Origin of the sequence: Streptomyces sp. C (assembly GCF_000158895.1) — a bacterium.
Classification (GTDB): Bacteria; Actinomycetota; Actinomycetes; order Streptomycetales; family Streptomycetaceae; genus Streptomyces; species Streptomyces racemochromogenes.
This window is the reverse complement of the sequence record NZ_GG657750.1, coordinates 1856661-1875932: the sequence shown is the minus strand read 5'-3', so window position 1 is coordinate 1875932 and position 19272 is coordinate 1856661. Positions and strand designations below refer to the sequence as shown.

Below are 19272 nucleotides of genomic sequence, written 5' to 3'. Positions count from 1 at the left end.
GTCCGAGGCCGGGGCGGATCTTCCCGAGTCGAAAACCGGGACAGATGCCTGCAAAATGACCATGCCGGGATCTTCCCGGTGTGTCCGGGGAGGAGGTACGGGTGCGCGCGAGGCCGAGCCGAGCGGTATCGCTGCTGGTCACCTCAGTGTTCCTGACCGGCCTCCTGGGCCCCGGGGCCCTCGCCCAGCCCGGCGTACGGGAACCCGCGCCCGGCCCCGAAGCGGCCGGTCGGGCCGTCGTGGACCTCGACGACATCCCCGCCGAACCACCCGTACGGCCCGCACGGCCCCCCGTCCGGGAACTGTTCGGCGCCGACTGCGACACGCGGATCACCGGCTCCACGGTGGTCGCGTCCTGCCACAACGGCTACCCCGAGACCGACCTGCTCCGCCTCCACGTCGAGTGCGAGCGCTGGTGGGACGTCGACGGCGACGGCGCCCTCGTCCCCCTGGACCCGGCCGGCCGCACCCGGCTCACCGGCCGCTGCTGGAAAGAGGTCCGCACGGCCTGGGTGAGCCACCAGCGCACCCCCGAAGGCCCGTAGGCCGTGTCCTCGGATCAGGCCGGGGTCCTGCCCAGGCAGACGAAGGGGTAGCCCGCCGCCTCCGCCGCGGCCGTGTCCCCGTCCCCGCGCCGGATCGCCTCGATCAGCCGGGCGTGGTCCAGGTGGTCCGCCGGGTTCAGCTCCATGCCGACGTCCGTCCGCAGCCAGTCCGCGACCAGGTCGCCGAGGTCCGCGTACAGCTCGATCAGTACGTCGTTGTGCGAGGCCGTCACCACCGCCATGTGCAGGCCCACGTCCGCCGCCACGAACAGCTCCGCGTCCCCGCTCGCCCACGCCTCCTCGCGCCGCGCCAGCAGCGCGTCCAGCTGGACGAGGTCGCGCTCCGTCCGCCGCTCCGCCGCCAGCCGGGCAGCCGAGGACTCCAGCGTCGAGCGCAGCTCCGCGACGTGCCGCGGGTCGGCCCCCGCGAAGCGCCGGTGCATCACCCCGGCCAGCTCGCTGGTGGCGAGCACGTACGTACCCGAACCCTGGCGGATGTCCAGGAGCCCGTTGTGCGCGAGGGCCCGGACCGCCTCCCGCACGGTGTTGCGGGCGACGCCCAGCAGCTCCACCAGCTCGGGCTCGGTGGGGATCCGGCTCCCGACCGGCCACTCGCCGGACGTGATCTGGTTCCTCAGCTGGGCGATCACCTGGTCGACGAGCGCGGATCGCCGGGGCGAGGTCAGCGGCATGGCGGGTGGAACCCCCTCGGGGTCGGCCGGAACGGCGACGGACGGAGCCGTGCGGAACGGTTCAAGACTGGACAACCAATCATCCCATGATTCTATGATGGCTGGATGCACGACGAAGACATCCAGACCATGAACCGCCCCGCGGTCACGACCGGCGGCCCAGCCGCCCTGCCCGCACCCGCCCCCGCCGACGCCGCCCCCAAGTGGCTGGGCCCGGTACTCGTCGTCGGAATCGTGCTGGCCGCCCTCAACCTGCGGCCCGCCATCACCAGCCTCGGAGCCCTCTTCGAAGAGGCCCGCACCGGCCTCCACATGAGCGGCGCCGTCGCAGGGCTCATCACCTCGGTCCCCGCCCTCTGCTTCGCCGTCTTCGGCGTCACCGCCCCCCGGCTCTCCCGCCGCTTCGGCCCCGCCGCCGTCGTCTGCGCCGGCATGGCCGCCGTCGCGGCCGGCCTGCTGATCCGCCCCTTCACCGACGCCGCCGCCGGGTTCCTCGCCGCCAGCGCCCTGTCCCTGGCCGGCATAGCCCTGACCAACGTGCTGCTCCCGGTGATCGTCAAGCGCTACTTCCCGGACCGGGTCGGCACCATGACCGGCCTCTACTCCATGGCCCTGGCCGCCGGCACCTCCCTCGCCGCCGCCGCGACCGTCCCCCTCACCGGCGCCCTCGGCGGCAGCTGGCGCACCGGCCTGCTGATCTGGGCCGTCCTCGCCGTGGCCGCCGTACTGCCCTGGCTGCCGATCGCCGCCGCCGGCCGCCGCGAGAAGGCCGCCGCCCCCGCCGCCGCGACCGGCGCCACCGGCCCCTCCGTCGTCCGCAGCCGCACCGCCTGGGCCCTGGCCTGCTACTTCGGCCTCCAGGCCACCGGCGCCTACGTCACCATGGGCTGGCTCCCGCAGATCTTCCGCGACGCGGGCGTCTCCGCCTCCACCGCCGGAGTCCTGCTCGCCGTCACCATGGTCATGGGCGTCCCCCTGGCCTTCGTCATCCCCGGCCTCGCCGGACGGATGCGCAACCAGGGCGCCATCGCCGCCGTCCTCGGCCTCTTCGGCCTCGCCGGCTACCTCGGGCTCTACCTCGCCCCCGCCGCCGGAGCCTGGGCCTGGGCCCTGCTGCTCGGCATCTCCAACTGCGCCTTCCCCCTCGTCATCACCATGATCGGGCTGCGCGCCAAGTCCCCCGCCGGGGTCGTCAAGCTCTCCGCCTTCGCCCAGAGCACCGGCTACCTCATCTCCATCCCCGGGCCCCTGGTCATCGGCACCCTCTACCAGCACAGCGGCGGCTGGGACCTCCCGCTGGCCCTGATGGCGGCCCTCCTCGTCCCCCAGATCGCCCTCGGCGTCCTCGCCGGCCGGGACCGCACGATCGAGGACGAATGCGGCATGGGAGACTGAACGGCATGTCGCCCGTACTCGAACCCAACCCCCAGAACGGCCACAAGAAGCTCGGCCTCGTGCTCGGCGCGATGCTGCTGGTGTCCGTGGTCATCGCCGTCATCGCGACCGTCGCCTCCCCCTGACACCAGGGCCCCCGGAGAGGGGTGGGGCTATCCCCACCATCCCCTAGGGGGCCAGGTTCAGGGTCGCGTGGGGTGTGCCCCGGATGGGAACCGTCCCCTCGGATCCATAGATTCGAAGGAGAGCGAGCCCGTCCCACCCGCGCACCCACGGAGGCGGCCATGTCGGCCCCCGCACACCTTCCCGCCCCCCGCACCACCGCCCCCGACACCCGGCTGCACTGGTGGACGCTGGCCCTGCCCGCGCTCGCCTTCGGCCTCCTCCTGCTGCTGCTCGCCGGCTCCGGCCAGGCGCACGCCGCCACCGAAGAGGGCTCCGCGCTCGTCCAGGTCACCCACCAGCTGCTGCGCGCCGTCGGCTGACCCGCGTGCGCCGGGCACGCCCCACCGGGGAGCGAGGGCCCTCCAACACCCTGCGCCCGGTGGCTCGTTTCGTGCGAAGCTGGGGGCCATGAGCGCCGACACACCCCGCAGGATCGCCCTCCTCCGGCACGCCAAGGCCGACTGGCCGCAGGTGTCCGACCACGACCGCCCGCTGGCGGAACGCGGCCGCAAGGACGCGCCCGCCGTCGGACTGAAGCTGGCCGAGACCGGCATCACCTTCGACCTGGCCCTCTGCTCCACCGCCGCCCGCACCCGGGAGACCTGGAAGCTCGCCGTCCAGGAACTCCCGTCGCGGCCGAAGACCTCGTACGAGGAGCGGATCTACGAGGCGTCACCCGGCGAGCTCATCGCCCTGCTGAACGAGACCCCCGACGAGGTGTCCGACCTCCTCGTCATCGGCCACAACCCCGGCATGCACGCCCTCGCCGACGTCCTGTCCGGACGCTCCGAGGGCGACACCCTGGCCCGGATGACCCGTACGGGCTTCCCGACCGCCGCGCTGGCCGTCCTCTCCTTCACCGGCTCCTGGAAGACCCTCGAACCCGGCGTGTGCACCCTGCTGGACTACTGGACGCCCAAGGAGCACTGAGCCCGCGACGACGCGCGCCCGGCCGGAAGGACCCGGCCGGGCGCGGTACGTGCGTACGTCCGTACGGGATCACGCCAGGTCGGCCGCTTCCACTTCCTCCCGGGTGACGCCGAGCAGGTACAGCACGGCGTCCAGGAAGGGGACGTTCACGGCGGTGTGCGCGGCCTCGCGGACCACCGGCTTGGCGTTGAAGGCCACCCCCAGCCCGGCCGCGTTCAGCATGTCCAGGTCGTTGGCGCCGTCACCGATCGCCACCGTCTGCGACAGCGGCACCCCGGCCTCCCCGGCGAAACGGCGCAGCAGCCGTGCCTTGCCCGCCCGGTCCACGATCTCCCCGGTGACCTTGCCGGTCAGCTTCCCGTCGACGATCTCCAGGGTGTTCGCCGAGGCGAAGTCCAGCCCCAGCCGCTCCCGCAGGTCGTCCGTGACCTGCGTGAACCCGCCGGACACCACGCCCACCTGGTAGCCCAGCGTCTTCAGCGTCCGGATCAGGGTCCGCGCGCCCGGCGTCAGCCGCACCTCGGAACGGACCTTGTCCACCACCGACGCGTCCAGCCCCGCCAGCAGCGCGACCCGGGCGTGCAGGGACTGCTCGAAGTCCAGCTCACCGCGCATGGCCCGCTCGGTCACCTCCGCGACCTCGGCCTCGCAGCCGGCGTGCGCGGCGAAGAGCTCGATGACCTCGTCCTGGATCAGGGTCGAGTCCACGTCCATGACCACCAGCCGCTGCGCCCGGCGGTGCAGCCCGGCCGAGACCACGGCCACGTCCACGCCGATCTGCGCGGCGGTGGTGGCCAGGGCGGTGCGCAGCGGCTCGGTCTCGACGCCGGAGACGGCGAACTCGACCGCCGTCACCGGGTACTTGGCGAGCCGGAAGATGCGGTCGATGTTGCCGCCGGTCGCGGTGATCCGGGCGGCGATGGTGGCGGTGGACTCGGCGGTGAGCGGGTGCCCGAGGACGGTGACGTGGGAGCGGCCGCTGCCGCGCGGCCGGTTGTCACCGGTACCGGAGATGATCTCCGCCTGCAGCCTGAGCGACTCGGCCCAGTTGTGCACGGTGGCGCGCAGCTCGCCCTCGGAGCCGGCGGCGGGCTTGGTGACGAGGGCGCACAGGACGATGCGGCCGCGGGTGACGACCTGCTCGATGTCGACGACATCGACGGAGTAGGCGGCGAGGGTGTCGAACAGCCCGGCGGTGATCCCGGGACGGTCCTTGCCGAAGATCTTGACGAGGAGGGTGGGGACGTCGGAGGTCTGCGAAGCGCTCATGGTGCCCACACCGTATCCTCCTGGCCCCCGCCGCCGGATCCCCGTCCCACCCTTCAGACGCGCCGCGCCGCGGAGCCGGCCGAGAAGGAGGAAAGGGGTGAGGGGCGTGAAGAAGCCGGGGAGGCGAGAAGTCCCGTATCGCACTCTCCGGGTGCATTCGACCCCGCCTGCGGCCGCCCCCGGACCCCCGCGGAAGGCCCCGATTCCACATGTGGCCGCAGGCCTGAAATAGTTCCACCGGATGTTCGCCATCCCTAGACTCCCTGACGTCGTTCTCCCTGGACGCCAGGGGGATTCTCGGGGGACCTTAAGTGGGGCTGGAGTGCCGGAACTCGTACTGGAATTGAACGGAAGGACCTGGACGCTCGATCCGTCCAGGTCGTACTCGCTGGGGCGCGATCCCCAGGGAGACGTGGTGATCGATGACGCCAGGGTGTCGTGGCGGCACGCCACCATCAGCTGGAACGGCCGGGGTTGGGCCCTCGAGGACCACGGCAGCACCAACGGCACCTACGTGCACGGCGCGCGGGTCCAGCAGACGGAGCTCGTGCCCGGCACGCCGGTGCACCTGGGCAACGCCACCGACGGCCCGCGGCTGAATCCGAGCGCCGCGCAGGCGCAGCAGCCGGCCTACCAGGCCCCGGCGCAGCAGCAGGCGTACCAGGCCCAGGGTCAGGCGCCGGCCCACCAGCAGCCGCAGCAGCAGCCCGCCTGGGACCAGCAGCCGCAGCAGCAGCCGTACGTGCCGCAGCAGCAGCAGGGCGGCGGCGCCGGCGGCGGCATTCCCGCGCAACAGGGAGCCGCGGCCCCCGGGTACGGCAGCGACCACCGCAGCCCGACGACGTTCCACCAGATCGCCGTCGGCCGCGTCATGCGCATCGGCCGCGCCCTGGAGAACGAGCTCGTCGTCTCCGACCTCCAGGTCTCGCGCCACCACGCGGAGTTCCGCTCCACCGGCGGCCGCTTCGAGATCCACGACCTCGGCAGCCACAACGGCACCTACGTCAACGGCCAGCCGCTGCCCAAGTCCGGCACCGCGCTGCTCGGCCCGAACGACATCGTCGGCGTCGGCCACTCGACGTTCAAGATCGTCGGCGACCGGCTCGAGGAGTTCGTCGACACCGGTGACGTCTCCTTCTCGGCCCGCCACCTCACGGTCACGGTCGACGGCGGCAAGCAGATCCTCAAGGACGTCACCTTCGGCGTCCCGGAGAAGTCGCTCATCGGCGTCATCGGCCCCTCCGGCTCCGGCAAGTCGACGCTCCTGAAGGCGCTCACCGGCTACCGGCCCGCCGACCAGGGTGACGTCCTCTACGACAACCGCAACCTGTACAAGCAGTTCGCGGAGCTCCGCCAGCGCATCGGCCTGGTCCCGCAGGACGACATCCTGCACAAGGAGCTGAAGGTCTCGACCGCCCTCAAGTACGCGGCCAAGCTCCGCTTCCCCGGCGACACCGCCGAGTCCGAGCGCGCCGCCCGCATCGACGAGGTGCTGCGCGAGCTCAAGCTCGACATCCACAAGGACAAGAAGATCACCTCGCTCTCGGGTGGTCAGCGCAAGCGCGTGTCCGTGGCCCTGGAGCTGCTCACCAAGCCCTCGCTGATCTTCCTGGACGAGCCGACCTCCGGCCTCGACCCGGGCATGGACCGCGACGTCATGCAGCTGCTGCGCGGCCTCGCCGACGACGGCCGCACGGTCCTCGTCGTCACCCACTCCGTCGCGGAGCTGGGACTGTGCGACAAGCTGCTCGTCATGGCCCCGGGCGGGTCCGTCGCCTACTTCGGCCCGCCGGACGAGGCGCTGAACTTCTTCGGCTACACCACCTGGGCCGACGTGTTCTCCGCCTTCGAGAACTACCGCGACTACGACTGGGCCGGCCGCTGGAAGGGCTCGCAGCACTACCAGCTGTACGCCGCCGACCTCGACGCGGTCGCCCCGCAGCAGGTCGCGATGGCGCCGCAGCAGATGATCCCGCCGAAGCCGCAGGCCTGGGGCTCGCAGCTGTGGACGCTGATGCGCCGCTACGTCTCGGTGATCGTCTCCGACGTCGGCTTCCTCGCGCTGATGGTGCTGATGCCCGCCGTCCTCGGCGTGGTCTCCATCGTGATCCCCGCGAAGTTCGGCCTCGCCCCGCCGACCCCGCCGTCGCGCTTCAACGGCGACGCCGGCACGATCATGCTGATCCTCGCGGTCGGCATGTGCTTCTCGGGAGCGGCCAACTCGGTCCGTGAGCTGATCAAGGAACGGGTCATCTACGAGCGTGAGCGCGCGACCGGCCTGTCCCGGTCCGCGTACCTCATGTCGAAGGTGATCGTCCTCGGCGTGATCACCGCCCTCCAGGGCGTGATCATCTGCGCCATCGCCTTCACCCCGCGCAAGCTCCCCGCCGAGGGCCTCTTCATGAACCCGGCCGTCGAGCTCTGCATCTCGGTCACCGCGCTCGGCTTCACCGCGATGATGTTCGGCCTCGTGATCTCCTCGCTGGTGAAGACCGCCGAGAAGACCATGCCGCTGCTCGTCATGTTCGCGATCGTCCAGGTCGTCTTCACCGGCATCCTGTTCCAGCTGTACGACAAGATCGGCCTGGAGCAGTTCGCCTACCTGATGCCGTCCCGCTGGGCCATCGGTGCGGCCGGCACCACCCTGAACCTGGGCAAGCTCATGGCGCCCTGGGACCCGCAGAACCCCACCAACACCGACCCGCTGTGGGACCACACCGCCGGCCAGTGGTTCATGGACGTCTTCGTCCTGCTGGCGCTCGGTGTGATCTGCGGCTTCGCCGTGGCGCGCCTGCTGCGCCGCCACGAGCCCGAGGTCATGCGCAAGTAGCGGGCCGGTCCGCCAGGACCGCGCACGCGTGAAACGCCTCAGGGCGGCTCCCGGAGGTCCGGGGGCCGCCCTGAGGCGCATGGGGGGCGTGCGGTGCCTAGTAGGCGCTGTTCACGTTGTCCATCGAGCCGTAGCGGTCGGCGGCGTAGTTGCACGCGGCGACGATGTTCGCGACCGGGTCGTACAGGTCGAACTTGGTGCCCTTGACGTGGTACGTGTTGAAGGTCGGCTGGATGACCTGGAGCAGGCCCTTCGACGGGATGCCGTTCTTCGCGTTGATGTCCCACAGGTTGATCGCGCGGGGGTTGCCGCTCGACTCGCGCATGATGTTGCGGTGGATGCCGGAGTAGGTGCCGGGAATGCCCTCGCGCTTCATGATGAAGAGGGCTTCCTTGATCCAGCCGTCGAGGTTGTTCGCGAAGACCGGGGTGCGGGCCGCGGAACGGCTGGCGGCTTCCTTGGCCTCGCGGTCCTTCTTCGCCTGCGCCTCGGCCGCGGCCTTCGCCGCGTCCTTGGCCTTCTGGTCGGCGACGGCCTGCTGGGCGCCGACGTGCTTCTGCACGGACTGGGTCCAGGCGACCGGAGCGGCCTCGAACGTCTGAGCCTGAGCGGTCTCGGTACCGGCGGGGACGAGGGAGAAGGCGAGGGCGGCGGCACCGAGGGTGGCGACACCGGCGATCGACAGCTTGTGCGCCTTCGTCAGACGATAGTGACCGGGCGTGCTGGAAGCAGACATGCGGGGCAACCTCTTCGAATAGCGGGGGCCGCAGGAAAGCGCCGCTCGGATCCGGGATCCGCGGCGCTGTGCGACGGCAGCCATTCTTAGCGGCGGCAAAATCGCCTGGCAAAGGTGTGACGTACGATCCCGGTTAGTGGATCACGGCCCCCCGCCGACGCGGGATCTCCGCCCCTGCCGCTAGGCGCAACAGCACTCACGGCGCCTTTATGCGTCCACTAGGCGGCTTCGTAAGTGATGTGCGTCCTATGCCGGGGCTCACACCGGGCCCCCCGCCGTCTCACCCAGAGTTGCGACCGCAATTCAATACGTGACCGCACTCCGCCTTCCGGACGAGAGGACCGGCCCCGCCCCTCATACCCAGGGCAGAGGACCCGCCCCCGCACCCCCTCCCCGAGCCGTACGCCCCAGGCCGCAGGACCTACGCCCCACGCCCGATCCCGCAGGTCAGGGCCGCCGGTACGGTGACCCCATGCACAACGGACCCGCTACGGGAGGACTGGCGGCCGTCAGCACGGCGCTGCTCGCCATGAGCCGGCGGCTGGAGGTCCACGACGTCCTGCGCACGATCGTCGCCTCCGCCCGCGAACTGCTGGACGCCGAGTACGCCGCCCTCGGCGTCCCGGACGACCACGGGGGCTTCGCCCAGTTCGTCGTGGACGGCATCAGCGAGGAGCAGTGGCGCCGCATCGGCCCGCTGCCCCGCCAGCACGGGATCCTCGCCGCGATGCTCCACGAGGAGACCCCCGAGCGGCTCGCGGACGTACGCGACGACCCGCGCTTCGGGGGCTGGCCCGCCGCCCACCCCGAGATGTCCGGCTTCCTCGGCCTGCCCATCAGGGACGGGGAGGAGAACCTCGGCGCCCTCTTCCTCGCCAACAAGAACGGCCCCGGCGGCTTCACCGACGAGGACGAGGCGCTCCTGTCCCTCCTCGCCCAGCACGCGGCCATAGCCCTCACCAACGCCCGCCTCTACGAGCGCAGCCGCGAGCTGACCATCGCCGAGGAGCGCTCCCGGCTCGCCCACGAGCTGCACGACGCCGTCAGCCAGAAGCTGTTCTCCCTGCGCCTGACCGCCCAGGCCGCCGCCGCCCTCGTGGACCGCGACCCGGCACGCGCCAAGGGGGAGCTCCAGCAGGTCGCCGCGCTCGCCGCGGAGGCCGCCGACGAGCTCCGCGCCGCCGTGACCGAGCTGCGGCCCGCCGCCCTGGACGAGGACGGCCTCGTCCACACCCTGCGCGACCACGTCCGCGTACTCGACCGCGCCCACACCGCGCGCGTCACCTTCACCTGCGACGGCGTACGGGCCCTGCCCGCCGCCCAGGAGGAGGCCCTGCTGCGGGTCGCCCAGGAGGCCCTGCACAACGCCCTGCGGCACTCCGGCGCGGACCGCGTCGAGGTCACCCTCGCCCGGACCCCCGCGGGCGGCGCCGTCCTGCGCGTACGGGACTGGGGCCGGGGCTTCTCCCCGTCCACCGTCCGCAAGGCCGGCCGGCACCTCGGGCTCGTCTCCATGCGGGACCGGGCGAGCGGCGCCGGAGGCCGGCTGGAGGTCCGCTCGGAGCCCGGTGAGGGCACCACGATCGAGATGGAGGTCCCCGGTGGCTGACACCCCCGGCCGCGGCCGGATCCGCGTCCTGCTCGTCGACGACCACCAGGTGGTCCGCCGCGGCCTGCGCACCTTCCTGGAGGTACAGGAGGACATCGAGGTGGTCGGAGAGGCCGCGGACGGGGCGGAGGGCACCGCCCGAGCCGAGGAGCTGCGGCCCGACGTGATCCTCATGGACGTCAAGATGCCCGGCACCGACGGCATCGAGGCCCTGCGGCGGCTGCGGGACCTGGAGAACCCGGCCCGGGTCCTGATCGTCACCAGCTTCACGGAACAGCGGACCGTCGTCCCCGCGCTGCGGGCCGGCGCCGCCGGATACCTCTACAAGGACATCGACCCCGACGCCCTGGCCGGAGCCATCCGCTCCGTGCACGCGGGACACGTCCTGCTCCAGCCGGAGGTCGCCGAGGCCCTGCTGGCCGCCCAGGACGACCAGAGCGGCCCCGGGGGCCGCCCCGGCTCGCTGACCGACCGCGAGCGCGAGGTCCTCGGCCTCATCGCCGACGGCCGGTCGAACCGGGAGATCGCCAGGACGCTCGTGCTGTCCGAGAAGACGGTCAAGACGCACGTCTCGAACATCCTGATGAAACTGGACCTCTCCGACCGCACCCAGGCCGCGCTGTGGGCCGTCCGGCACGGCATCGCGGAGTGACGGGGCGGAGTAATGGGCCGATCCGAGATTCATACGGTCGGGTGTATGTCGCCCACATGGCGTATCCCGGGCCGGGGGACGCCGTTCTCCATGGCGTGCCGCGACGGCTGGTCGCGGCAGACGTACTGGAGGACGAGAACGTGAAGAACTTCAAGAAGGCCGCAGCCGTCACCATGATCGCGGGCGGCCTCGTCGCCGCCGGCGCCGGTGTCTCCTCGGCGCACGGCGGTGCGTCCGCGGAGGGCGAGGCCCTGAACTCGCCCGGCGTGGCCTCCGGGAACCTGCTCCAGGTCCCCGTGCACGTCCCGGTGAACGTGGTCGGCAACACCGTCAGCGTGATCGGCCTGCTCAACGGCGCCTGGGGCAACACCGGCGTCAACGCCTGACCCCCACCCCACCGGCCCCGCTTCCCCCTTTCTCCCCGGGAGGCGGGGCCGCGGCGCATCCGGCCCCGGGCCGGCGCATCCGGCCCCACCGGCCAATCCAGCCCCGCCAGGGGGCACCTCCCAGCGGTAGCTGGGGGAGTTTGAGGCGCGGGGGTCCGGGGGCGGAGCCCCCGGGAGGGGTCCGGGCGCAGCCCGGGGAACGGGCGAAGGGCGGGGCGGGGAGCAGCCCGCGCAGCGGTACCGCCCCGCACGAGCCCCCCGCACCCGCCGGACGGCTACAGGGCCTCCACCGCCGAGTTGTACGCCGCCACCAGCGCCCGCCGAGCGACCCGCTCCACCGGCCGCAGCGCCTCCACCCGCGCCGCCATCTCCGAGGCCGCCACCGCGCCCCCGTGCCCCCGCTCGTACGCCAGCGACACCAACAGGTCCACCCGCTGCGCCAGCGCCAGCACCCGTACCGCCCGCGCCGGATACCCGGGCGCCAGCACGTCCCGCCCCGCCTCCGCCCGCGCCCGGTACGCCGACAGCGCCGCCTCGGCCACCGGCCCCGACGCCGCCACGTCCAGCCGGGTCAGCACCACCGTCGCCTCCCGCAACGCCTCGGCCAGCTCCCGCTCCGCCTCGCCCAGCGACGGCACGTCCGCCGGCGGGGCCTCCCGCACCGGCAGGCAGTGCCACACCACCGAGACGTGCACGTCACCCGCCGGGCCCGCCTCCGTGACCTCCGGCACCAGCCCCAGCGCCGCCCCCGCGCACACCACCGCCTCCTCGGCCTCCAGCGCCCGCGCGTTGAACTCCGGCGGCCCGCTCAGCCCCAGCGGATGCCCCGCCACCGGCAGAGCCACCCGCAGCCCGGCCACCCCCAGCGCCCGCAGCCGCCCCAGCGCCAGCGTGAGCCCCACCGGCGCCGCCTCACCCGGCAGCCCGGTGACCCGGTGCACGGCGTCCTCGCCCACGATCGACAGCGCCGCCTCGTCGGGCGAGACCAGACCTGCCAGCAGAGCGTTCCCCCAGGCGGCCAGCCGCCCTGAACGTGGTTCGAAAAGCATCCCCCCACTCTACGGATCGGCCCCCCGACCCGGCCTGGCGCCCGGAGCCCGCTCGGAGTGGCGTAGGTTTTCCCCTGGGGCCGCGCCTACAGGCGCGCACAGAGAACCGTGACTGCAAGGGGTGACAACACGCTCATGAGCGATGTTCTGGAGCTGGTGGACGTATCCGTGGTCCGCGAGGGCCGGGCTCTGGTGGACCAGGTCTCCTGGTCGGTCAAGGAGGGGGAGCGCTGGGTCATCCTCGGCCCCAACGGCGCCGGCAAGACCACGCTGCTGAACCTCGCCTCCAGCTACCTCTTCCCCACCACGGGCACCGCCACGATCCTCGGCAGCACCCTCGGCAAGCCCGGCAGCGACGTCTTCGAGCTGCGCCCGCGCATCGGCGTCGCCGGCATCGCGCTCGCCGACAAGCTCCCGAAGCGGCAGACCGTCCTGCAGACCGTGCTCACCGCCGCCTACGGCATGACCGCGACCTGGCAGGAGGAGTACGAGGACATCGACGAGCAGCGCGCCCGCGCCTTCCTCGACCGCCTCGGCATGACCGACTACCTCGACCGCAAGTTCGGCACCCTCTCCGAGGGCGAGCGCAAGCGCACCCTGATCGCCCGCGCCCTGATGACCGACCCCGAACTGCTCCTCCTCGACGAGCCCGCCGCCGGCCTCGACCTCGGCGGCCGCGAGGACCTCGTCCGCCGCCTCGGCCGCCTCGCCCGCGACCCCATGGCCCCGTCCATGGTCATGGTCACGCACCACGTCGAGGAGATCGCCCCCGGCTTCACGCACGTCCTGATGATCCGGCAGGGCAAGGTCGTCACCGCCGGTCCCATCGAGCTGGAGCTGACCTCCCGCAACCTCTCCCTCTGCTTCGGCCTCCCGCTCATCGTCGAGCGCAACGATCACGACCGCTGGAGTGCCCAGGGCCTGCCCCTGCGCTAGACCCGGCGCCAGACCCGGCGCCAGGCCCCGCCGTTCGCGCCCTGTCCGGCCGCGCCCGCCCGACCTACCATGACCATGTGGACATCGACGCATGGGTGTGGTGGCTCATCGGCGCGGTCGGACTGGGCATCCCCCTGGTCCTGACCGCCCTGCCGGAGTTCGGCATGTTCGCCGTCGGCGCGGTCGCCGCGGCCGTCACCGCGGCCGTCGGCGGGGGAGTGGTCGCCCAGGTCCTGGTCTTCGTGATCGTGTCGGTCGCCCTGATCGCCGTCGTCCGGCCCATCGCCAACCGCCACCGCGACCAGCGGCCCCAACACCGCAGCGGCATCGAGGCGTTGAAGGGCAGATCCGCCGTCGTCCTGGAACGGGTCGACGGCAGCGGTGGCCGCATCAAACTGGCCGGCGAGATCTGGTCCGCCCGTACCCTCGACTCGGACACCAGTTTCGAACCCGGCCAGTCCGTCGACGTCGTCGACATCGACGGAGCGACCGCGGTCGTCATGTGACAAGCAGCCCACCCGCGGCCCCGGGGTCTGCGAGACTCCGATCAACGGGGCAGCACAGACAGCCGGAAGGGCACGGGGAACCACATGCAACCGATCATCATCGTCCTGATCATCCTGGTGGTACTGGTCTTCATCGCCCTGGTCAAGACGATCCAGGTGATCCCGCAGGCCAGCGCCGCCATCGTCGAGCGGTTCGGCCGCTACACCCGCACCCTCAACGCGGGCCTCAACATCGTCGTCCCGTTCATCGACTCCATCCGCAACCGGATCGACCTCCGCGAACAGGTCGTCCCCTTCCCGCCGCAGCCGGTCATCACCCAGGACAACCTGGTCGTCAACATCGACACCGTCATCTACTACCAGGTGACCGACGCCCGCGCCGCCACGTACGAAGTGGCCAGCTACATCCAGGCCATCGAGCAGCTCACCGTCACCACCCTGCGCAACATCATCGGCGGCATGGACCTGGAGCGGACCCTCACCTCCCGCGAGGAGATCAACGCCGCCCTGCGCGGGGTCCTCGACGAGGCCACCGGCAAGTGGGGCATCCGCGTCAACCGCGTCGAGCTGAAGGCCATCGAACCGCCGACCTCCATCCAGGACTCGATGGAGAAGCAGATGCGCGCCGACCGCGACAAGCGCGCCGCGATCCTCCAGGCCGAGGGCGTCCGCCAGTCGGAGATCCTGCGCGCCGAGGGCGAGAAGCAGTCCTCCATCCTCCGCGCCGAGGGCGAGGCCAAGGCCGCCGCCCTCAAGGCCGAGGGCGAGGCCCAGGCCATCCGTACGGTGTTCGAGTCCATCCACGCCGGCGACGCCGACCAGAAGCTCCTCGCCTACCAGTACCTCCAGATGCTCCCGAAGATCGCCGAAGGCGACGCCAACAAGCTCTGGATCGTGCCCAGCGAGATCGGGGACGCGCTCAAGGGACTCTCGGGCGCCATGGGCAACTTCGGCCCCCTCGGCGGCGGTTCGGCCGGCTTCAACCCGCAGAACCCCGGCAAGGGAACCCCCGCCCAGGACACCGCCGCCGAGCGGCGCGAACAGCCCCCCATCGACTGACGCGACCTCCCCTTCGTGCATGATCGGTGAGGCCCCTCGACCTTCACGGCGGGGAGGCGACTCACTCACACAAAGGGGATGGCTCCGTCCATGTCCATGTCCATCTGGGAATCGCTCGCGGTCTTCGGCGCCGGAATCGGCGCCGGGACCATCAACACCATCGTCGGCTCCGGCACGCTGATCACCTTCCCGGTGCTCCTCGCCACCGGCCTGCCCCCGGTCACCGCCAACGTCTCCAACACCCTCGGCCTGGTGCCCGGTTCCATCAGCGGAGCCATCGGCTACCGCAAGGAACTCCAGGGCCAGCGCGCCCGCATCGTCCGCCTCGGCGCCGTCTCCCTCGTCGGCGGGCTCGCGGGCGCCATCCTGCTCCTGACCCTGCCGTCGGACTCCTTCGACACGATCGTGCCCGTCCTCATCGGCCTGGCCCTCGTCCTCGTCGTCCTCCAGCCCCGGCTCGCCGCGGCCCTGCGCCGCCGCCAGGAAGCAACGGGACGCGATCCGGGCGGAACGGACGGCGGAACGCCGCTCCTGGCCGGCATGCTGCTCTCCAGCGCCTACGGGGGCTACTTCGGCGCCGCCCAGGGAGTCCTCTACGTCGGCCTGATGGGCCTGCTGCTCCACGAGGACCTGCAACGGATCAACGCCGTCAAGAACGTGGTCGCCGCGCTCGTCAACGGCATCGCGGCCGTCTTCTTCCTCTTCGTCGCCGACTTCGACTGGACGGCCGTCCTCCTCATCGCCGTCGGCTCCACCATCGGCGGCCAGATCGGCGCCAAGGTCGGCCGCCGGCTCCCCCCGACCGCCCTGCGCGGCGTCATCGTGACGGTCGGGATCGTGGCCATCGTCCAACTACTGCTCCGCTGAGCGACGTAGAAGAAATACGCCGCCCCACGGGCCCGGGGTGACGCCGGACTAGGCGGTGCGCGCCAGCCACTCCGGCAGCGCGTCCTCTCCGCCCACCCCCAGGGCCAGCAGCATCGCGTCCGCCGGAGAAGGCACGAAGGGCTTCCGCAGCAGCGGCATCCCCGCCTCCTCCGGCGTCCGCGCCGCCTTGCGGTGGTTGTCCTCGGCACAGGAGGCCACCGTGTTCAGCCACGTGTCACCACCCCCCTGGGCCCGCGGCAGCACGTGGTCCACGGTCGTCGCGCGCTTCCCGCAGTACGCGCACCGGTGCTGGTCCCTGACCAGCACCCCCCGCCGTGACCAGGGGGCATGTCTTCGGAAGGGCACCCGTACGTACCGGCACAGCCGGATCACCCGCGGCATCGGAAGCTCCATGGTGGCCGCACGGACACGCAGCTCGGGGTGTGACTGTTCGACGACGGCCTTGTCCTGCAGAACCAGCACGACCGCCCGGTTCAGCGTCACCGTCGACAGCGGCTCGAAGCTCGCGTTCAGTACCAGCGTGTCCCGCATCTCGCCCACCTCCCGTGTGCAGGCCCGCGACCACCCTGGCGGCAAAGCCCGCAACCACTCTGGCCGCGCGCGCCACGCGGGACAACGCAATAAAAATGCCCGGTCCTGGCCTTCTTTAGACCAGGACCGGGCGAACACCGGGAGAACGATCAACGCGCCGCGGGCGACTCGTACTCACCGATCAGCTGGGCACGGCCGATGGCGTGGAACCGGAGGTGGAAACCGACCGACGCCGGAGAGGAGTCCTCGTCCGTCCCCAGCTCTTCCCGGTCCACCGCGTACACGGTGAACACGTACCGGTGCCGCTCCCCGCGCGGCGGAGCGGCCCCGCCGAAGTCACGCGTGCCGTAGTCGTTGCGCACGTGTACCGCCCCCTCGGGCAGCCCCGCGAAGTCCCCGCTGCCCGCACCCGCCGGCAGCGAGGTCACGGACGCCGGGATGTCGAACAGCACCCAGTGCCAGAACCCGCTGCCCGTCGGCGCGTCCGGGTCGAAGCAGGTCACCGCGAAGCTCTTCGTCCCCTCGGGGAAGCCCTCCCAGCTCAGCTGCGGCGACAGGTTCTTGCCCGTCAGGACCTGGGCCGCGTGCAGGTCGGCACCCGGCGAGACGTCCTCGCTGGTCACCGTGAAGGACGCCACCTCGGGGTGGAAGTCGTGCGGAAGGGGAGCCCTTTTCTGTTCGGCCACTGCTGTCCTCCTGGATCGGATGAGGGGTACCCGACCGAGCCTAGAACCAGTTGCGCTGTGAACCGACCGAGGCGATCCACTGGTTCAGGTACGCCGCCCAGTCGGTCCCCTGGTACGACTGCAGACCCACCTGGAAGCAGCGGTAGGTGTCGCTGCCCTCGCTGAACAGCCCCGGCTTCTTGTCCATCTCCAGCACGACGTCCATCTCGTGGCCGTCCGAGACGAAGGTCAGCTCCACCTGGTTCAGCCCCCGGTACTGCGACGGCGGCAGGAACTCGATCTCCTGGTAGAACGGCAGCGTCTGCCGGGTCCCGCGGATGTGCCCGCGCTCCATGTCCGCGCTGCGGAACGTGAAGCCCAGCTGCCGGAAGGCGTCCAGGATCGCCTGCTGCGCCGGCACCGGGTGCACGTTGATCGGGTCCAGGTCACCCGCGTCCACCGCGCGCGCGATCTCCAGCTCCGTGCTGACCCCGATGTTCATCCCGTGCAGGTGCTGGCCGCCGAAGTGGGTCACCGGCGTCTCCGCCGGGATCTCCAGCCCGAAGGGCACCACGTGCAGCGCACCGGGCTGCACCTTGAAGGCACCGCCGAGGCGCTGCTTGGTGAAGACGATGTCCTGCTTGTACTCGCTGTCGCCGCCCTCCACCTCCACCCGCGCCTGCAGCCCCACGGACAGACCCTCGATCTGCTGCTCGACGGACCCGCCCTGGATCCGCACCTCGCCCTGGACGATCCCGCCCGGCACCACGTTCGGCTCGGTGATGATCGTGTCCACCGACGCACCGCCGGCACCCAGGCTCGCGAACAGCTTCCTGAAGCCCATGCTCTCTCCCCTACACAGATATACGGATCCACTGACCCCTTACCACTGCGGAACCATAGGGCCCGGTTGCAGGAGCCCGCGTTCCACTACGCTCGACCGGATGAGCGCGCGCCCCGACCGTACGCCCCTGTCCCGGTCCTTCTTCGACCGCCCGGTCCTCACCGTGGCCCCCGACCTGCTCGGCAGGATCCTGGTCCGCCGTACCTCGGACGGCCCCATGGAACTGCGCATCACGGAGGTGGAGGCGTACGAGGGCGAGGCCGACCCCGGCTCCCACGCCTACCGCGGCCGCACCGCCCGCAACGCATCGATGTTCGGCCCGCCCGGACACGCGTACGTCTACTTCATCTACGGCATGTGGTTCAGTCTCAACCTGGTCTGCGGCCCGCCGGGCCACGCGAGCGGGGTGCTGCTGCGCGCGGGGGAGGTGACGGTGGGCGCCGACCTGGCCGCCAAACGTCGACTTTCAGCCAGATACCCGCGTGAACTGGCCAAGGGGCCGGCCCGCCTGGCCACCGCCCTCGACGTCGACCGCTCCCTGGACGGCACGGACCTCTGCGCGGGCCCCGACTCCCCCCTGTCCCTGCTGGCCGGCACCGCCACCCCGCCCGACCAGGTCGGCAACGGCCCCCGCACGGGCGTCGGCGGCGCCGGCGCGGCCCACCCCTACCGCTACTGGATCACCGGCGACCCCACCGTGAGCCCCTACCGGGCCCACGCGCCTCGCCGCCGCGCAACTTGACTCGATCTTGGGGGACGCCTAACGTAGTCCGAGCCGCTTGAACGGAGCGCTGTTTCAGCAGCCCCCCGGAGCGGCCAAACCACTACTACGACTTACCCCGGGCGGGGTCCTATTCGGCATACCCGAATTCCTCGCCGGCCGGCTCGATTATGAGTCGGCAGGGAAAAGCGTTAACGTAGTGACCACGCCGAAAGGGAAAGCGCGAAAGCGCAGCACCTCGAAAGCGCCGAGGAAATCGGACACGAAAGAGTCTGATAGAGTCGGAAACGCAAGAACGAAGAACGAAAGCCCGGAGGAAAGCCCGACAGGGTGAGTACGAAGGAAGCGTCCGTTCCTTGAGAACTCAACAGCGTGCCAAAAATCAACGCCAGAAGTTGATACCCCGTCCACTCCGGTGGATGAGGTTCCTTTGAAAAAGACCTGTCGGGCCTTCGGGCGCTGGCAGGCAACAACACAGCGAGGACGTTGTGGTCAGTCGGTCATATTCCGACCAATACTGGCCCGCTCTTTCGTGGTGTGCACCGGATTACCGGTAAACATTCATGGAGAGTTTGATCCTGGCTCAGGACGAACGCTGGCGGCGTGCTTAACACATGCAAGTCGAACGATGAAGCCCTTCGGGGTGGATTAGTGGCGAACGGGTGAGTAACACGTGGGCAATCTGCCCTTCACTCTGGGACAAGCCCTGGAAACGGGGTCTAATACCGGATAATACTCCTGCCTGCATGGGCGGGAGTTGAAAGCTCCGGCGGTGAAGGATGAGCCCGCGGCCTATCAGCTTGTTGGTGGGGTAATGGCCCACCAAGGCGACGACGGGTAGCCGGCCTGAGAGGGCGACCGGCC

21 protein-coding genes are annotated in these 19272 nt (G+C 71.2%); 14 read left to right on the top strand and 7 right to left on the bottom strand.

Annotation, left to right across the window (positions count from 1 at the left end; genetic code table 11):
- Nucleotides 1–101 precede the first annotated feature (101 nt).
- The gene (locus SSNG_RS08250; protein WP_128636893.1) at nt 102–545 is read left to right on the top strand and encodes a hypothetical protein; all 444 of its coding nucleotides are present in this window, start codon (nt 102–104) and stop codon (nt 543–545) included.
- Nucleotides 546–559: 14 nt separating this feature from the next.
- Here the strand turns inward: SSNG_RS08250 and SSNG_RS08245 are convergent, their stop codons facing one another.
- A complete protein-coding gene (locus SSNG_RS08245; RefSeq protein WP_007263354.1) occupies nt 560–1237 on the bottom strand; it encodes a FadR/GntR family transcriptional regulator in 678 nt (225 codons plus the stop codon).
- A 105-nt stretch (nt 1238–1342) separates the two neighbouring features.
- Between SSNG_RS08245 and SSNG_RS08240 the strand changes: the two genes are divergently transcribed.
- The 4 genes from SSNG_RS08240 (at nt 1343) to SSNG_RS08230 (ending at nt 3727) form a co-directional block, all read left to right on the top strand.
- A complete protein-coding gene (locus tag SSNG_RS08240) occupies nt 1343–2632 on the top strand; it encodes an MFS transporter (RefSeq protein WP_007263353.1) in 1290 nt (429 codons plus the stop codon).
- Between the two features lie 5 nt (nt 2633–2637).
- The gene (locus SSNG_RS44775; protein WP_277752142.1) at nt 2638–2757 is read left to right on the top strand and encodes an SGM_5486 family transporter-associated protein; all 120 of its coding nucleotides are present in this window, start codon (nt 2638–2640) and stop codon (nt 2755–2757) included.
- A 159-nt stretch (nt 2758–2916) separates the two neighbouring features.
- Nucleotides 2917–3117: a hypothetical protein gene (locus tag SSNG_RS08235; RefSeq protein ID WP_042800740.1), complete on the top strand. Its 201-nt coding sequence runs from the start codon at nt 2917–2919 to the stop codon at nt 3115–3117.
- A gap of 88 nt (nt 3118–3205) precedes the next feature.
- Entirely contained in the window at nt 3206–3727 is a 522-nt protein-coding gene (locus SSNG_RS08230) for a histidine phosphatase family protein (RefSeq protein WP_007263351.1), read from the top strand.
- Nucleotides 3728–3796: 69 nt separating this feature from the next.
- On the opposite strand, the gene serB is transcribed toward SSNG_RS08230, so the two are convergent.
- Complete coding sequence (gene serB / locus SSNG_RS08225) at nt 3797–4996, bottom strand: phosphoserine phosphatase SerB (RefSeq protein WP_042803103.1); 1200 nt, start codon at nt 4994–4996, stop codon at nt 3797–3799.
- A 322-nt stretch (nt 4997–5318) separates the two neighbouring features.
- On the opposite strand from serB, the gene SSNG_RS08220 reads away from it, so the two are divergent.
- Nucleotides 5319–7826: an FHA domain-containing protein gene (locus SSNG_RS08220; protein ID WP_241695007.1), complete on the top strand. Its 2508-nt coding sequence runs from the start codon at nt 5319–5321 to the stop codon at nt 7824–7826.
- A 97-nt stretch (nt 7827–7923) separates the two neighbouring features.
- Here SSNG_RS08220 and SSNG_RS08215 read toward each other — a convergent pair whose 3' ends face one another.
- Nucleotides 7924–8562 carry a transglycosylase SLT domain-containing protein gene (locus SSNG_RS08215; protein WP_042800738.1) on the bottom strand — a complete coding sequence of 213 codons (639 nt, stop codon included), beginning with the start codon at nt 8560–8562 and terminating at the stop codon, nt 7924–7926.
- 472 nt (nt 8563–9034) lie between these two features.
- On the opposite strand from SSNG_RS08215, the gene SSNG_RS08210 reads away from it, so the two are divergent.
- The 3 genes from SSNG_RS08210 to SSNG_RS08200 all read left to right on the top strand — a co-directional run bounded on the left by SSNG_RS08210 (nt 9035) and on the right by SSNG_RS08200 (nt 11209).
- On the top strand, nt 9035–10171 hold the full coding sequence (locus SSNG_RS08210; RefSeq protein ID WP_007263347.1) for a GAF domain-containing sensor histidine kinase: 1137 nt from the start codon (nt 9035–9037) through the stop codon (nt 10169–10171).
- Nucleotides 10164–10823: a response regulator transcription factor gene (locus SSNG_RS08205; RefSeq protein WP_007263346.1), complete on the top strand. Its 660-nt coding sequence runs from the start codon at nt 10164–10166 to the stop codon at nt 10821–10823. Before SSNG_RS08210 ends, SSNG_RS08205 begins: the two co-directional genes overlap by 8 nt.
- A gap of 140 nt (nt 10824–10963) precedes the next feature.
- Nucleotides 10964–11209 (top strand): chaplin, encoded by a 246-nt coding sequence (locus SSNG_RS08200; RefSeq protein WP_042803098.1) that lies wholly within the window; start codon nt 10964–10966, stop codon nt 11207–11209.
- 275 nt (nt 11210–11484) lie between these two features.
- Here the strand turns inward: SSNG_RS08200 and SSNG_RS08195 are convergent, their stop codons facing one another.
- Nucleotides 11485–12258 (bottom strand): hypothetical protein, encoded by a 774-nt coding sequence (locus SSNG_RS08195; RefSeq protein ID WP_007263344.1) that lies wholly within the window; start codon nt 12256–12258, stop codon nt 11485–11487.
- 135 nt (nt 12259–12393) lie between these two features.
- Between SSNG_RS08195 and SSNG_RS08190 the strand changes: the two genes are divergently transcribed.
- The 4 genes from SSNG_RS08190 to SSNG_RS08175 all read left to right on the top strand — a co-directional run bounded on the left by SSNG_RS08190 (nt 12394) and on the right by SSNG_RS08175 (nt 15626).
- The gene (locus SSNG_RS08190) at nt 12394–13194 is read left to right on the top strand and encodes an ABC transporter ATP-binding protein (RefSeq protein WP_007263343.1); all 801 of its coding nucleotides are present in this window, start codon (nt 12394–12396) and stop codon (nt 13192–13194) included.
- A gap of 77 nt (nt 13195–13271) precedes the next feature.
- Nucleotides 13272–13700: an NfeD family protein gene (locus SSNG_RS08185; protein ID WP_007263342.1), complete on the top strand. Its 429-nt coding sequence runs from the start codon at nt 13272–13274 to the stop codon at nt 13698–13700.
- Between the two features lie 84 nt (nt 13701–13784).
- Nucleotides 13785–14759: an SPFH domain-containing protein gene (locus SSNG_RS08180; RefSeq protein WP_007263341.1), complete on the top strand. Its 975-nt coding sequence runs from the start codon at nt 13785–13787 to the stop codon at nt 14757–14759.
- Nucleotides 14760–14855: 96 nt separating this feature from the next.
- The gene (locus SSNG_RS08175; RefSeq protein WP_007263340.1) at nt 14856–15626 is read left to right on the top strand and encodes a sulfite exporter TauE/SafE family protein; all 771 of its coding nucleotides are present in this window, start codon (nt 14856–14858) and stop codon (nt 15624–15626) included.
- 48 nt (nt 15627–15674) lie between these two features.
- Here SSNG_RS08175 and SSNG_RS08170 read toward each other — a convergent pair whose 3' ends face one another.
- The 3 genes from SSNG_RS08170 to SSNG_RS08160 all read right to left on the bottom strand — a co-directional run bounded on the left by SSNG_RS08170 (nt 15675) and on the right by SSNG_RS08160 (nt 17687).
- Nucleotides 15675–16178 carry an HNH endonuclease gene (locus tag SSNG_RS08170; RefSeq protein WP_042800736.1) on the bottom strand — a complete coding sequence of 168 codons (504 nt, stop codon included), beginning with the start codon at nt 16176–16178 and terminating at the stop codon, nt 15675–15677.
- A 149-nt stretch (nt 16179–16327) separates the two neighbouring features.
- The gene (locus tag SSNG_RS08165; RefSeq protein ID WP_007263338.1) at nt 16328–16864 is read right to left on the bottom strand and encodes a YbhB/YbcL family Raf kinase inhibitor-like protein; all 537 of its coding nucleotides are present in this window, start codon (nt 16862–16864) and stop codon (nt 16328–16330) included.
- Nucleotides 16865–16904: 40 nt separating this feature from the next.
- Complete coding sequence (locus SSNG_RS08160; RefSeq protein ID WP_007263337.1) at nt 16905–17687, bottom strand: sporulation protein; 783 nt, start codon at nt 17685–17687, stop codon at nt 16905–16907.
- A 100-nt stretch (nt 17688–17787) separates the two neighbouring features.
- Between SSNG_RS08160 and SSNG_RS08155 the strand changes: the two genes are divergently transcribed.
- Nucleotides 17788–18429 (top strand): DNA-3-methyladenine glycosylase, encoded by a 642-nt coding sequence (locus tag SSNG_RS08155; RefSeq protein ID WP_007263336.1) that lies wholly within the window; start codon nt 17788–17790, stop codon nt 18427–18429.
- The last annotated feature ends 843 nt before the right edge of the window (nt 18430–19272 follow it).

Bases quoted from the DNA above. Each gene is read 5' to 3' on its own strand.
- SSNG_RS08245 (WP_007263354.1), bottom strand. From the start codon at position 1,237: ATGCCGCTGACCTCGCCCCGGCGATCCGCGCTCGTCGACCAGGTGATC.
- SSNG_RS08240 (WP_007263353.1), top strand. From the start codon at position 1,343: ATGCACGACGAAGACATCCAGACCATGAACCGCCCCGCGGTCACGACC.
- SSNG_RS44775 (WP_277752142.1), top strand. From the start codon at position 2,638: ATGTCGCCCGTACTCGAACCCAACCCCCAGAACGGCCACAAGAAGCTC.
- SSNG_RS08235 (WP_042800740.1), top strand. From the start codon at position 2,917: ATGTCGGCCCCCGCACACCTTCCCGCCCCCCGCACCACCGCCCCCGAC.
- SSNG_RS08230 (WP_007263351.1), top strand. From the start codon at position 3,206: ATGAGCGCCGACACACCCCGCAGGATCGCCCTCCTCCGGCACGCCAAG.
- serB (WP_042803103.1), bottom strand. From the start codon at position 4,996: ATGAGCGCTTCGCAGACCTCCGACGTCCCCACCCTCCTCGTCAAGATC.
- SSNG_RS08215 (WP_042800738.1), bottom strand. From the start codon at position 8,562: ATGTCTGCTTCCAGCACGCCCGGTCACTATCGTCTGACGAAGGCGCAC.
- SSNG_RS08210 (WP_007263347.1), top strand. From the start codon at position 9,035: ATGCACAACGGACCCGCTACGGGAGGACTGGCGGCCGTCAGCACGGCG.
- SSNG_RS08195 (WP_007263344.1), bottom strand. From the start codon at position 12,258: ATGCTTTTCGAACCACGTTCAGGGCGGCTGGCCGCCTGGGGGAACGCT.
- SSNG_RS08190 (WP_007263343.1), top strand. From the start codon at position 12,394: ATGAGCGATGTTCTGGAGCTGGTGGACGTATCCGTGGTCCGCGAGGGC.
- SSNG_RS08180 (WP_007263341.1), top strand. From the start codon at position 13,785: ATGCAACCGATCATCATCGTCCTGATCATCCTGGTGGTACTGGTCTTC.
- SSNG_RS08175 (WP_007263340.1), top strand. From the start codon at position 14,856: ATGTCCATCTGGGAATCGCTCGCGGTCTTCGGCGCCGGAATCGGCGCC.
- SSNG_RS08170 (WP_042800736.1), bottom strand. From the start codon at position 16,178: ATGCGGGACACGCTGGTACTGAACGCGAGCTTCGAGCCGCTGTCGACG.
- SSNG_RS08160 (WP_007263337.1), bottom strand. From the start codon at position 17,687: ATGGGCTTCAGGAAGCTGTTCGCGAGCCTGGGTGCCGGCGGTGCGTCG.
- SSNG_RS08155 (WP_007263336.1), top strand. From the start codon at position 17,788: ATGAGCGCGCGCCCCGACCGTACGCCCCTGTCCCGGTCCTTCTTCGAC.